At 36.1% G+C, this 13653-nt stretch carries 12 protein-coding genes and 3 tRNA genes; 12 read left to right on the top strand and 3 right to left on the bottom strand.

All coding sequences use genetic code 11. The features are described from left to right. Window positions 1–31 precede the first annotated feature (31 nt). On the bottom strand, window positions 32–781 hold the full coding sequence (locus ACGHIN_RS05375) for a hypothetical protein (protein ID WP_390451499.1): 750 nt from the start codon (window positions 779–781) through the stop codon (window positions 32–34). A 55-nt stretch (window positions 782–836) separates the two neighbouring features. Here ACGHIN_RS05375 and ACGHIN_RS05370 point away from each other — a divergent pair, with 55 nt between their 5' ends. After that, on the top strand, window positions 837–1274 hold the full coding sequence (locus tag ACGHIN_RS05370; RefSeq protein ID WP_390451497.1) for an RNA-binding S4 domain-containing protein: 438 nt from the start codon (window positions 837–839) through the stop codon (window positions 1272–1274). On the opposite strand, the gene ACGHIN_RS05365 is transcribed toward ACGHIN_RS05370, so the two are convergent. After that, a complete protein-coding gene (locus ACGHIN_RS05365) occupies window positions 1269–1784 on the bottom strand; it encodes a shikimate kinase (RefSeq protein WP_390451495.1) in 516 nt (171 codons plus the stop codon). The two genes, ACGHIN_RS05370 and ACGHIN_RS05365, sit on opposite strands and share 6 nt — an antisense overlap. 116 nt (window positions 1785–1900) lie before the next feature. Between ACGHIN_RS05365 and ACGHIN_RS05360 the strand changes: the two genes are divergently transcribed. The 3 genes from ACGHIN_RS05360 (at window position 1901) to ACGHIN_RS05350 (ending at window position 2239) form a co-directional block, all read left to right on the top strand. Then, window positions 1901–1973, top strand: a tRNA-Lys gene (locus ACGHIN_RS05360). 36 nt (window positions 1974–2009) lie between these two features. Then, window positions 2010–2092, top strand: a tRNA-Leu gene (locus tag ACGHIN_RS05355). A 74-nt stretch (window positions 2093–2166) separates the two neighbouring features. Continuing rightward, window positions 2167–2239: transfer RNA gene (locus tag ACGHIN_RS05350), tRNA-Lys, on the top strand. Window positions 2240–2435: 196 nt separating this feature from the next. Here ACGHIN_RS05350 and panC read toward each other — a convergent pair. After that, window positions 2436–3284, bottom strand: coding sequence for a pantoate--beta-alanine ligase (panC, locus tag ACGHIN_RS05345; protein WP_390451493.1), 849 nt, complete (start codon window positions 3282–3284; stop codon window positions 2436–2438). Window positions 3285–3454: 170 nt separating this feature from the next. Between panC and ACGHIN_RS05340 the strand changes: the two genes are divergently transcribed. From ACGHIN_RS05340 to ACGHIN_RS05305, 8 genes are all read left to right on the top strand, one after another. Further along, window positions 3455–4225: a glycogen/starch synthase gene (locus ACGHIN_RS05340; protein WP_390451491.1), complete on the top strand. Its 771-nt coding sequence runs from the start codon at window positions 3455–3457 to the stop codon at window positions 4223–4225. An 11-nt stretch (window positions 4226–4236) separates the two neighbouring features. Beyond that, window positions 4237–5796 (top strand): DUF4270 family protein, encoded by a 1560-nt coding sequence (locus ACGHIN_RS05335; RefSeq protein WP_390451489.1) that lies wholly within the window; start codon window positions 4237–4239, stop codon window positions 5794–5796. Between the two features lie 20 nt (window positions 5797–5816). After that, complete coding sequence (glmS, locus tag ACGHIN_RS05330; protein ID WP_390451486.1) at window positions 5817–7670, top strand: glutamine--fructose-6-phosphate transaminase (isomerizing); 1854 nt, start codon at window positions 5817–5819, stop codon at window positions 7668–7670. A 109-nt stretch (window positions 7671–7779) separates the two neighbouring features. Continuing rightward, window positions 7780–9201, top strand: coding sequence for a T9SS ring complex lipoprotein PorK/GldK (porK, locus tag ACGHIN_RS05325; protein ID WP_390451483.1), 1422 nt, complete (start codon window positions 7780–7782; stop codon window positions 9199–9201). A gap of 65 nt (window positions 9202–9266) precedes the next feature. Then, window positions 9267–9959, top strand: a complete 693-nt coding sequence (gene porL / locus ACGHIN_RS05320) for a type IX secretion system motor protein PorL/GldL (protein WP_390451480.1) — start codon at window positions 9267–9269, stop codon at window positions 9957–9959. Between the two features lie 52 nt (window positions 9960–10011). Next, on the top strand, window positions 10012–11586 hold the full coding sequence (porM, locus tag ACGHIN_RS05315; protein ID WP_390451478.1) for a type IX secretion system motor protein PorM/GldM: 1575 nt from the start codon (window positions 10012–10014) through the stop codon (window positions 11584–11586). A gap of 25 nt (window positions 11587–11611) precedes the next feature. After that, on the top strand, window positions 11612–12550 hold the full coding sequence (gene porN / locus ACGHIN_RS05310) for a type IX secretion system ring subunit PorN/GldN (protein ID WP_390451476.1): 939 nt from the start codon (window positions 11612–11614) through the stop codon (window positions 12548–12550). A gap of 55 nt (window positions 12551–12605) precedes the next feature. Next, window positions 12606–13643 (top strand): NAD(P)/FAD-dependent oxidoreductase, encoded by a 1038-nt coding sequence (locus ACGHIN_RS05305; protein WP_390451474.1) that lies wholly within the window; start codon window positions 12606–12608, stop codon window positions 13641–13643. Window positions 13644–13653: the final 10 nt, after the last annotated feature.

Below are 13653 nucleotides of genomic sequence, written 5' to 3'. Positions count from 1 at the left end.
ACCGTTTCAATTTGAAACGGTTTTTTTTCTCTTAATTAAGGGGTCTAGCTTCTGTTTTATATACTTGGAAGTTAAAGATAAATGTTCTGTTTCTGAAGGAATACCCTGAGTAATTGTAATGAGCATCTCTTGCAAAAGCGGCTCTTGATGGAACAAGGATAACGCCTTGCAGATTGTAATTTTCATCATCCGCTTTGTTGAAAGCTTTGTATTTTTGCAACGCTTCACTGAAACCTTCAATTTCATAGAAGCTTGCTTGTTTTGCGGCATCAGTTTTAGCATCTTCTATCAAAGGGTCTTTCGTAGAGCCTTCGTCATCAATATAATAGAATTTAGGATCTATTACAGGAGATCCGGTTCCGTCAATCGTATTAAAAAAGTCGGCATAAGAAATAAAGGTAACATTCCCGTCATTATCAGCGGCAAGAGCAGTCTGTGATCTCATCATGATTCTGGTAATGTCTGTGGCTCCAATTGTTGTCCCGGGATCAGGCTGAGCACCGTTTCGTATAATATACACAACGCCGGAAGGCAATGTTATGGGGCTCATAGCGGATAATTTGGTTTCATTATCGTCAGCAGGATCTGTGCTGCTGAAGGCTTTTATATTTCCTTGGGAATCCAGGTAATGTTCTGTTAAATACTTCTGGATTGCCTGATCATCATAATTGTTCTGTACTGCAATATCTTCAGGCTCTACATAAGTTTCCACTTCATCATCTTTTTTACAGGCAGAAAAGCATAATGACCCCGCAAGGATATATAAAAATATTTTTTTCATTTCAAAAAACTTTAATTACTTTACAAATAATATAACGACAAAAGTATAAAAAATTATGAGAATAGATAAATTTTTATGGAGCATTCGTTTTTATAAGACGAGAACTATTGCAACTGAGGAAATTAAGAAGAACAGGGTTTCTATTGGAGAGGCCGCTGTAAAGTCTTCTAAAGAGGTGAAGGAAGGAGACGTGATAAAGATCCGTAAAAATCAGATAGACTATAAAATCAAGGTGATACAGATCCCTAAAAGCAGGATAGGGGCGAAGCTGGTGCCACTTCATATTAAGGATGTGACCGATAAAGAACAGTACGAACTTCTTAAACTACGCAAAATGTCTCAGGATTATTACCGAAACAGGGGTGAAGGAAGACCTACTAAAAAAGACAGAAGAGATATGGATGAATACGTAGAAAATGATGTTACATCAGATTTTACAGACTGGGACGATTTCTTTGGTGAAAGTGATGATTCCGATCATGATGAATCATAGATAAACCTTTTCTATAATTTCGCTCACAATATCTTCCGGATCACGGGAATCCGTATTTACGCTAAATTGTGCTTTATTATAAAATTCATTTCTTTCAAATAAATGCTTAGCAATAAATTCTGGAAGGTTTTCATCAGAAATATTGGCAATTAAAGGCCTTTTTTCTTTCTGTTTGGAAAGCCTTTCCGTTAAAGAAGCCACAGATGCCTTTAAAAATACACTTTTTGAATTGTGATTAATGATCTCCATATTATTGTAGTATACCGGGGTACCGCCACCTAAACTCAGGATGATATTTTCCTGTGTAGCCAGAATTTCTTCCAAAACTTCTCTTTCAAGTTTTCTAAAGTAAATTTCCCCCTTTTTCTCAAAGATTTCAGGGATTGTGAGCTTATTCCTTTTGGAAATCTCTTTATCGAGGTCAATTAATTTAAAATTCAGTTTTTCGCTTAAAATTTTGGAAACGTGAGACTTGCCGCTTCCCATGTATCCGACCAGTGAAATTATCATGATAAAATTTTAAACAAATTTGCGAAAAAGTTTTGAGAAATTAAAAAAAGTCATATCTTTGCACCACTTAAAACAAGGGACATTACTACAACGTAAATCGCTTGTACAAAGTGGCCGACCTGGTAGCTCAGCTGGTAGAGCAATACACTTTTAATGTATGGGTCCTGGGTTCGAATCCCAGCCAGGTCACAAGCAAAAAATTTCATAAAGTCTTATGTTTTTTTTGCCTGCGTGGTGAAATTGGTAGACACGCCATCTTGAGGGGGTGGTTTCCTAAGGATGTGCTGGTTCGAGTCCAGTCGCAGGCACTGCAAAAAAAAATAATAATTAATAGTGAATTATTATAAAATTAATTTTATATTTATCATTATTAATTGTGGCCGACCTGGTAGCTCAGCTGGTAGAGCAATACACTTTTAATGTATGGGTCCTGGGTTCGAATCCCAGCCAGGTCACGAGTTTACTGAAAAGTAAATTTTTTTCATATTAATATTTTGTGATTTGGTGTTTCAAAGGCTTCCTTCAGGAGGCCTTTGATTTTTTATATAGGTTAAATTTTATTCACGGCAAATAAAAAAGCGTCACTTAAAAAGCAACGCCATATTATTTAAGATTATTTGCGATCTACACCTTACCTTAACTAAGCCTTACCTAATCTAAGTGCATATTGTCAATTAATCTCACACCATCCACTACTACTACAATAAAAGCTCTGTATTGTTTGTCCTTATAAAAAAAGTCAGTTTCCTTTAAGGTTGTTTCATCGGCAATCAGGAAATATTCTAATTTCATTCCTTGCTGATGGTCAAAAATATCAATTACCCTGTTTTTGATTTCCGGAATGGAAACTACGCGGAACCAGTCGTTAACCTTATTTAAAGTTTCATAAATGATTTTTGAAGCTTCTCTTCTGTCTTCATGCAGTCTCTGATTTCTGGAGCTTAATGCAAGTCCGTTTTCTGCCCTGTAAATAGGAACCCCTTTTATTTTGATCGGTAGTTTCTTTTTTTCGACCATTTTTTTGATGATTGCCAACTGCTGGAAGTCTTTTTCTCCAAAATAAGCATTGTCAGGCTTTACCTGACTGAAAAGCTCTTCCACAACAGTTCCCACACCGTCAAAATGTCCCGGCCGGGATTTTCCTTCCATCTCATCTTCCAGCCCGTCAAAATCATAGTGTTGGCTTTCCGTCTTCTCGGGATAAATATCCTGAACTTCCGGAATATAAACGGCATCCACTAATCCGGAATTTTTAAGAATTAAAACATCGCGGTCTATATTTCTCGGGTATTTTTCAAGATCTTCCGGGTTATTGAACTGGGTAGGGTTAACAAAAATTGAAGAAATAACCAGATCGTTTTCTTCTCTGGCTGCTTCATACAAAGATAAATGGCCGTTGTGAAGCGCACCCATAGTAGGGGCAAATCCTATTTTCTTCCCCATTTCCTTCTGTCTTTCAACAAAATCCTGGAGAGTCTTTTTATTTTTTAGAACTTCCATAGTTTATTTTAATAGCAATTCAAAAATACTAAAAATATCATATAATAAAGTGCGTTTTTCATAATTTGAAAAAGGGAATTATCGTAAAAAAATGTTAATTAAAATAATGTTGGATGTTTTTTTGTAATTTTGCACATTAAAGCATTTTTTACAAAAATTAGATAGAGTTTATGCCGAATCAAAAAATACTGTACATTACTACAGAGATGTATCCATATCAGGAAGATACAAATATGGCTGCTGTGGTAAACAAAATGGCACTTAAGATGCACAATGAAGGCAATGATGTAAGAGTTTTTATGCCAAGATTTGGACAAATAAGTGAAAGGAAATTCCAGCTTCATGAGGTGATCCGCCTTTCCGGAATGAATATTATCATCAATGATCTTGATCAACCCTTAATTATTAAAGTAGCCTCTCTTCCCGGAGAAAGACTTCAGGTATACTTTATAGATAATGAAGAATATTTCAAAAGAAAACAATATTATTTTGATGATGAGGGAAATCCTTTCGAAGATAACGATGAAAGAGCGATTTTCTTTGCCAGAGGGGTTATTGAAACCATTAAGAAGCTTAACTGGGTTCCGGATGTTATTCATTTGAATGGATGGATGTCTTCTTTTGTTCCTATTTACCTTAAGACTTACTACGAATCCGATACTTATTTCAAGGACGCCAAAATTGTTCTTTCTTTATATAATGAGAAAGATGTTGCTTTGGACAGCAAAATAAGTGAAAAATTACAGTTTGATAATATTTCAGGGTTAAAAGCGTTAGATAATCCGAGTATTCAAAGTTTCGTGATCGAGAGTATGAACTATGTGGATATGGTTGTAAAAGGAGATGAATTCCTGGGTGGAGATCTGGATAAAGCATTTAATGAAACCACGACTTCGAAATCGGAATATCTGGACATAGATTCTATAAACCAACTTTATTAAAAAACACCTTAATGACTTATACTATTAAAAGAACTTTCGCCATCCTTTTTTTGGCGATTTTTGGAAGTGTATTGCTTTATAATTGTGAGCCGGATCCGGATTCTTTAGGAGAGCAGTTATTTTTAAACGGAGCAGCGGAAGGTAAGGAAACTCCTTATGATCTGATCGCATACAATATAGACAATAATGACAGTGTTCGTAGTGATGCTGCCAAATTAGGGGCAGTAATAATGGGGGCTTTCAAAGAAAGCCAGTTTGGTATGCAAAGAGCGTCTTATTTCACTCAGTTAAGGTTGTCTGCATACAATCCTGATTTCGGAGCTAACGCAGCGGTGGATTCCGTGGTTTTGGTAATTAAGCCTAGATATGCGCCAGATAGTGTGACTACTACCACAGATGAAAACTATGTACACCCGGATGGAAGTATACCAGCAAAGAAAGTGATAAATACATATCCTGTCAATAAATATGGTAAAGCTAAAATAAACGGTGCTGTTCCTCCATTTACGATCAAAGTAAGCGAAGTTACGGAATTCTTAAAGGCATCTACGGATATTGCTTATTCTAATAAAAATTATACAGTTGGACAAGAGCTGGGCTCAAAAACGTTCAACGGGAATGTGGCTTCGGTAGCGATTACCAAAGATTCTGATAATTCATCTATATTTACTTCCCCTGTAGGTTTCAGAATTCCTTTATCGGCTGATTTCTTCAAAACAAAAATTATTGATTATAAAGGAAAGCCTGAACTTAAGGATGTATCTAACTTCATCAGGCATTTTAAAGGTTTGAAAATTTCAGTTACGGAAGATGACGGATATTTATTCCAGTTCTCTCCGAATGATATGGAACTGATCATGTATTATAAATATGATAAAACTGAAAATGGGACCACTACGAGACCGCAGACAACTTATACTTTTGCTTTAGGGGCAGGAAATGCTCACATTGGGCATTATGAGTATGATAGAACTGGAGCAATACTTAATGATTATGTAACAACAGGGCCACCAACTGAAGATGGAGATAAGAAGCTTTTTGCACAAGGAATGGGAGGTCCTTCTATCGGAATTAAATTCAAAGCAGAAGAGATTGATGAGCTGAAAAAGCTATACCAAAATGAAAAAGCTGCTATTATCAGTGCTAAAATCAGAATGTATACAGATCCGGTTAACTGGGACAATAAATATGCGAAGCCATCCGAGTTTATTTTTGTACAAAAAGATAAAGACAGTGGTGGTGAAGAAACAACTGAATTTACTACAGATCTGCTTAATTTATCGGGTTCAACGAATTTTGCAATGTACAGATCGTATAATTTGGACAAAAATCCGGCTTACTATGATTTTACGGTTACAAAATCAGTGAAAGATATTGTAGAAGGAGGTGTAGATTATACTCATAAATATTTTAAAATAGATCTGGGTGGCTTCCTGACAACTACAACAGGCGCTTTGGCAGGAGCCCAATATACTTCGAGAAATTTTGCCAGAGACAGAGCTGTTTTTGTAGGTTCTGACCCAAATAATGCTAAAAAAATTCAATTAATAGTTACTTACGGTAAAAAATAATTTAAAAACACGAATACTATATGTGTGGAATTGTAGGATATACAGGATTTCAAGATGCGTATGACATCGTAATCAACGGTCTTAGAAGATTAGAATATAGAGGATATGACAGCGCAGGGATTGTCTTAGAAAATACCAACAACAGCTTTGAAGTTGAGAAGACAAAGGGAAAAGTGGATGATCTGGTTCATATTTCAGAAAAATTGAAAGGAGTAGCTAAAATAGGAATGGGGCACACCCGTTGGGCTACCCATGGTGTTCCAAGTGACAGAAACTCTCACCCGCACTTATCCAATAACGGAAAAATAGCAATTGTTCATAATGGTATTATTGAAAATTATGATACGATTAAAACGATGCTTACAGAAAAAGGATTTACCTTTAAATCGGAAACAGATACGGAAGTATTGGTAAACCTTGTCCAGTATTTCATGGATGCAAATCCTGAAACTGATTTCCCAACGGCAGTAAGATATGCTTTGAACGAAGTATATGGAGCTTATGCCATTACGGTAATGCACGAAGATTATCCTGGAGTTTTGGTAGTAGGAAGATTGGGTTCTCCACTAGCTATCGGAATTGGGGAGAAGGAATATTTCATTGCTTCGGATGCATCTCCTTTTGTGGAATTTACAAAAGAAGCCATCTATCTTGAGGAAGGTCATATGGCAACTATTTCCCTGGAGAAAGGGGTGGACATCAGAACCATCAATGATAATTCTAAAATTGAACCTGAAATTCAGGAACTAAAATTAAGCTTAGAACAAATAGAAAAAGGCGGCTATGAACATTTCATGTTGAAAGAGATTTTCGAGCAGCCGAAATCTATTCACGATACGATGAGAGGAAGACTTCTTGTAGAAGAAGGAGTCATTAAAATGGCAGGGATTTGGGATCATGTAGAGAGATTTAAAAACGCCAACAGAATCATCATTATTGCCTGCGGTACATCATGGCACGCCGGTCTTATCGGAGAATATCTTATTGAAGAGTATGCAAGAATACCTGTAGAGGTAGAATATGCATCGGAATTCAGATACAGAAATCCTATTATTACGGATAAAGACGTAGTAATTGCAATTTCCCAATCAGGAGAAACTGCAGATACAATGGCTGCATTAAAATTAGCCAAAGAAAAAGGAGCTTTCATCTACGGAATCTGTAATGTGGTAGATTCATCTATTGCAAGAATCACAGATGCAGGATCTTATACTCACGCGGGACCCGAAATCGGGGTTGCTTCCACAAAAGCATTTACAGCTCAGTTAACAATCCTTACCCTCATTGCATTTAAGTTAGGTAAGCATAACGGCAACTTAGGAAATGCAGATTTCATGAGCTTAATTGCAGAATTGGATGCTATTCCTAAGAAAATTGAGGAGGTTTTAAATACAACTCATGAGCTGGTTCAGAATATTGCAAAGGACTTCGTAAATGCAACCAATTTCCTTTATCTGGGAAGAGGATACAATTATCCTGCTGCCTTGGAAGGGGCTTTAAAACTGAAAGAAATTTCCTATATTCATGCTGAAGGATATCCTGCTGCAGAAATGAAGCATGGCCCGATTGCTTTGATTGACGAGAATATGCCGATCGTAATCATCGCTCCTAAAAAAGGACATTATGATAAGATTGTAAGCAACGTTCAGGAAATTAAAGCCAGAAAGGGAAAAGTAATTGCTGTAGTAAACAAAGGAGATCAGCAGGTAAGCGCAATGGCAGATTATGTAATTGAGATTCCTGAAACTTCTGAATGCTTCTCCCCAATTGTTGCATCAGTGCCTTTACAGCTGCTAGCTTATTATATAGCAGTATATAGAGGAGCTAATGTAGACCAGCCAAGAAACTTGGCAAAATCTGTAACCGTGGAATAAAAAATTGCTTGTAAATAAAATAAATTTAGATTTCTTCCGTTATTTCAAAAAAAATCTTAAAAGTTTCTTAAAAAAATTATATATTTACGGCTTAATTATAAAAATTAACATGAAAAGGATATTTCTTTTATTATTGTCTGCGTCGGTAGCGTCGGTATCTTGTTCAGGTGGTGGAACTTCTTCTGTTGGGAAGCCAGGAACAAAAGGAGAATTGATACCAAGAGAAAAAACAAAATCATTTGTTGCGGAAAGACCTTATGGTATGGTTGCCATTCCTGCGGGATCATTTATTGCAGGTCTTGCAGATCAGGATCCAACCAATACTCCTGAGAAGGCAGCATTGAAAACAGTGACTGTTTCTTCTTTCTTCATGGATGAAGCAGAAACTACCAATGCAGAATACAGGGTATTTATCAATTATGTAAGAGATTCTATTGCCAGAACCCTTCTTGCTGAAGCTGCCGGAGAAGGTGGTGAAGACGGAGGAGGCAGAGGCGCAAGCATAGGAGATTATGCATACCTTGCTCAAAAAGAAGAAAATTTAACACCCTATCAGGAATATTTAGAAGGACAGGGAGGCCGTGAAGATGGCGAGTATGATCCTACTAAAAGACTAGATTGGAAAGTTCCTTTACATTGGAATACGAACAAATATCCGGATGTAGAATATGCGGAAGTTTTGGAATCAATGTACTTACCTGCTTCCTCAAGAATGGGGAATGAAAGGATCCTAGATGTTAGTAAACTTAAATATACTTACAAATGGGGAGACATGGATGCTGCAATTGCTGATAACGAAAGAGGGGTAAACTACCTGAGAAGTGAAAGCATTGCCATCTATCCGGATACTACCGTTTGGGTAAAAGATTTCCACTTTGCTTATAACGAACCTTTATTTGAACAATATTTCTGGCATAAAGCCTATAAAGATTATCCTGTTGTTGGGGTAACCTGGGATCAGGCAAGAGCTTATTGTAACTTCAGATCTAAATTAAAGTCTGATTACAACGAAAGTTTAAAAAGAAGAAAGCAAAGACCATTGCAGTTCCGTCTTCCTACAGAAGTTGAATGGGAATATGCTGCAAGAGGTGGAATGCAAAATGCTACTTATCCTTGGGGAGGTCCATATTTAATGGATGACAGAGGTTGCTACTTGGCCAGCTTTAAGCCTAAGAGAGGTAACTATATGGAAGACGATAAAAAAGGTACTTATACATATACAGCTCCAGTAAAGAAATTTAAGAAAAATGGATTTGGATTATTTGATATGGCTGGAAACGTTTCTGAATGGACAGTGTCTGCTTACAACAACTCTTCATACGGATTCTCATCTACTTTAAACCCTTCTACTAAAGACTTGGTTGATACTAAAAAGTCTGTAAGAGGCGGTTCTTGGAAAGATGTAGGATATATGCTAATGAACGGTGCAAGAGATTGGGAAAGAAAAGATTCAGCAAGAAGTTATATCGGATTTAGAACTGTGCAGGATATCCCTGAAGCTGCTGTTAAACCAAAAAGAGTTAACAGATAATCAATATCAAAATCAAAATTATTTTTCAATAACAATTTTATTTAACATTAAAAAAAACTAAATATATGTTTAAGACTAAAGATGCTTGGATGAATTTCTTTTATTCGTTCGGTGCTGCAATTGTAATTCTTGGAGCTTGGCTTAAAATTACTCACATTACCTTGGGACCAATTAATGGTAACATGGCTCTTACAGTAGGGCTTATTACTGAAGCAATCATTTTCATCATTTTCGCTTTCGACCCGCCAAAATCTGAAGAGTCTTATGCTTGGGAAAATGTATATCCTGAACTATTAGATAAACATGCAAACCCAAACCCATTACATTCTAACGTATCTTCTAAAAATAATATCGATCATTTTGCAGAACTGGAAAACTCTCTTTCTGGTAAATTGGATCAAATGCTTAAGGATGCAAAACTAGATGTTCAATTATTCGAAAGCTTAAGAACAGGGATCAATAAATTTTCTAGTTCAGTTGACCAGATTAACCAAACTGTTGACGTTTCAGCTTCTACTCATAAATATAACGAGCAATTAAACAAAGCGGCTCAACACATGGAAAGCATGAATGCTCTATATGCAATGCAGTTAGAAAACGGTAAGAAACAGTCTGAGTTTGCTAATAAATATGTTGCAGATATGCAGAAATCTGTTGAGCATTCAGAGAAATTCAACCAAGAATTACAAGGTTTAACAGCTAATTTGAATAACTTAAACAGAGTTTATGGTGGTATGCTAACTGCAATGAAGTCTTAATTCCAACCCATTTCTAAATTTAACTACTTAATCAAAAACAAAAGAAAAGAGAATGGCACAAGGAAAACAGACTCCACGTCAGAAGATGATCAACCTGATGTATTTGGTGTTCATCGCTATGATGGCCCTAAATATTGATGCGGAAATCATCAGATCATATTATGATTCTACTCAAGCACTTAACGCAACAAGAAGTTTAACCGAGAGAAAAAACGAGAAGATTTTCGAAAAAACTCTTGAAGCAAAGGCTCAGCAAGTACCAGATACTTATGCTAAACCTTGGGCAGACTATCAAATTCTTAGAGATAAAATCAATATTTTAGTTGCTCATGCAGATAAAATTAAAAAGCAATTAAATACAGAATCTGAATTTATACAAGGTGTTGATGTAAGTGAAAACTTTGCTGCACTTAACAATAATGAACCAACTACGAATTATTTCTTTAATGAAGGTGATGAGAACTCTCCTTCTAAAGGAGCATTAGAGTTGAAATCTAAAATTGATGATGTAAGAAACTATATCAATGCCACATTTGGAAACAATCCTCAACTTCAGGATTTAGTTGACAGAGCAAACAAATCTCTTATCGCTGAATATCCTCAAGGTAAATCTCCAAATGAGAAAACCTGGTTCCAGAATAAATTCTATCATCAGCCATTAATCGCTGCGATTTCAAACTTAGAGATTATTCAGAATGATGCCAGAAATGTTCAATCGGATGCATTGGCATTAATGTTACAAGAAAAAGTAGATGCAAGCATTAAGTTCAGCAGTTATGAACCAATTGTTTCCGGACCGGTTGATATCCAGGCTGGAGAACAAGCTGAAGTTAAGGTTATGTTAGGTACTTATTCTAATAGCGATAAGATCAGAATCAGCGGGGTTAGCAGACAAGAGAATGGAAAAGGTATTATCCCAATTTCAGGAAGTGGTGCAGAAGGACCTCGAACGTTAAGCGGTTCAATTACATTGACAGATGCTTCAGGAAAGCCACAAAGTTTCCCTTGGACGCATACTTATAACGTAATTGCAGGACCTCAATTGGTAAAACTTCAGAAAGGATTACTATTATCTGCTGATAAGATGAATGTAATGTACAGAGGACTTGAGAACCCTGTTTCAGGATCCATCTTAGGTGCTGATAATGCTAAATTATCATTATCCGCTCCAGGAGCAGTTGTGAAGAGCACAGGTCCAGGAAAATGGAACGTAACGCCAACTACAGGTACAACACTTAAGTTGACATTATCAGGAACAGATCCTACAGGTAAATCAATTTCTCAGGTGTTTGAATACAGAATTAAAGGTGTTCCACCGCCACAAGGACAAATGAGAGGGCAGAATGTATTAGGTATGCCTGCGACTTCAATCCCGAATCAATCGGTACAAGCAGCAATTCCTGATTTCGACTTCCCGGTTTCATTCTCTGTTAATCAGTTTATGGTTAAAGTACCTGGTAGAGCGGCATTACTGGTTAAAGGTAATACTTTAGGTGAAGCAGCTGGTCTTATGAAGAATTTGAGAACAGGAGATGTAGTATATATTTTTGATATCAAAGCTACTGCTACAGGTTTAGGTAATCAGCAGATTAAAAATATAACTCCTATTGTAATCAATGTTCAGTAAGGTTTAATAGTTTAATAATAATATTATGAAAAAATATATAAGCAGTCTTTTAGTATTAGTTTCGGGATTTGTATTTTCCCAAACTATTCTGAATGCATCTTCTCCGGAAGAATTCAGAAGGATGAGAGATGAAAATAAGCAAAAGGTTGGAGATACTGTTATTGATAAAACGGTTAAGCCTTTGGAATATGGATTTGTTGATGACAAAGACATCTTGAAAAGTATGTTTGTTTGGGAAATTATCGATATGAACGATAAGATCAACCAGCCCTTCTATTATGATAATCCGGATGGTCTGCTTTCATCTCCTACGAGATCATTGTACCAATTGTTATTGGATGCTGCCATCAGTGGAAAAATAGCAGAAGTATATGATGATGAAAACTTCGTAACTAAGCTTACTCCTGAAGGAATCCAGAAAAGATTGGAAAGTGTAAGAATCTCTGATGCTGCTATTGATATCCTTAACACAGGAAGACCATTAACAGAAGATGAGAAAAAGCAATATACCGATATCTTCAAAACAACAACAGATAAAGTTAAAGTACTTAAGATTATGGGTATGTGGTTCATCGATAAGAGAGATGGTCAAATGAAATACAGACCACTTGGTATTGCTGCTATGGGACCAGATCCGGCTGTTCAGGGTAGAACAGGACCAAACGGAGAGCCTTTGGCAGGAGCAGATGAGCTTATTGACCTATTCTGGATCTATTATCCAACTGCAAGAGATGTTTTAGCAAATAATTATGTATTCAACAAAAAGAATTCGGCGGCTGACTTATCTTTTGATGATTTGATCAATGCGAGAAGATTTTCTTCAATTATCTATAAATCATCAAGCGGTTTAGGAGACGGTACTATTAAGGACTATATCCCAAGAAATGCTGAAGAGCAGTTAGAAGAAAGCGACAGAATTAAGGAGCAGATTCTAGAAATGGAAAATGATATGTGGAATTACTAAATTTCACTTGTTATTTATACAAAACCTGAGTATTTTTACTCAGGTTTTTTTTATTATGAGAAATGTAGACTATATTATTGTGGGGGACGGATATGCAGCATTGTTTTTTGCCCATCAGCTGATTAAGCGTCATCAATCTTTTGTTGTTTTTTCAGAAGGGAGAAAGAGCGCTTCCCAGGTATCCGCCGGCATTATCAATCCTGTAGTATTAAAAAAGTTTACCACATTTTGGAAAGCCCAGGAACAAATAGATTTCCTGAAAAATACCCTTAGTGAGATAGAATCTTATACAGGAAAAAACTACCTGATTAACGCACCGATTCATAGGATTTTCCATGATGAAAATGAACAGAATTTATGGTTGAAAAAATCAGATAATGAAGATCTTTTGGCGTTTTTGAATAAAGAGTTCAGGCATTTGGATATCGTCAAGAATGATTTCAATACAGGAAAGGTTGATCAATCAGCAAGGTTGGATGTAAGCGGTTTTTTCAATGATTTATTTAACTATTTTGAAAGCCAATCTGCTCTGATAAAACAAAAATTTGACTATGCAAAACTTAATCCTTCAGAATTCACATACAAAGACATCGCTTTTAAACATATTATTTTCTGTGAAGGGATGAACGTAAAGGATAATCCTTATTTTTCTGAGATTCCGGTGAATCCTAATAAGGGGCATCATATTAAAGTAAAGCTTTCCAAAGATATTCCTGGAAATATTACCATTAAAAAGAAGCATTTTCTCTTTCCTGTAAATAATGATTTGTATTTTTATGGAGGCACTTATGACAGAGAGCAGTTACATCACCACATAGACGATTCAGCAGTAGAACAATTGGTCCGTGGGTTATCAGAATTTTATCCGTATGATTTTGAAATTAGTGAAGTTAATTTTGGCTTCAGACCTACTGTCAAAGACAGAAGACCTATTATAGGAAGGCACTCTGAGCATAAAAATCTGTATGTATTCAATGGGTTGGGAGCAAGAGGAATTTTAAACGGATGCTATTTTTCTAAAAGTTTATATGACTTTATAGAGAATAATATTCCGCTGCATGAAGAAATATCAATAACCAGATTTAATAAGTAACCGAAAGACT

Origin of the sequence: Chryseobacterium barbadense, assembly GCF_042849955.1 — a bacterium.
Taxonomy (GTDB): Bacteria; Bacteroidota; Bacteroidia; order Flavobacteriales; family Weeksellaceae; genus Chryseobacterium.
Note: the sequence above shows the minus strand (reverse complement) of the source record. Positions and strands in the feature narration are given on the sequence as shown.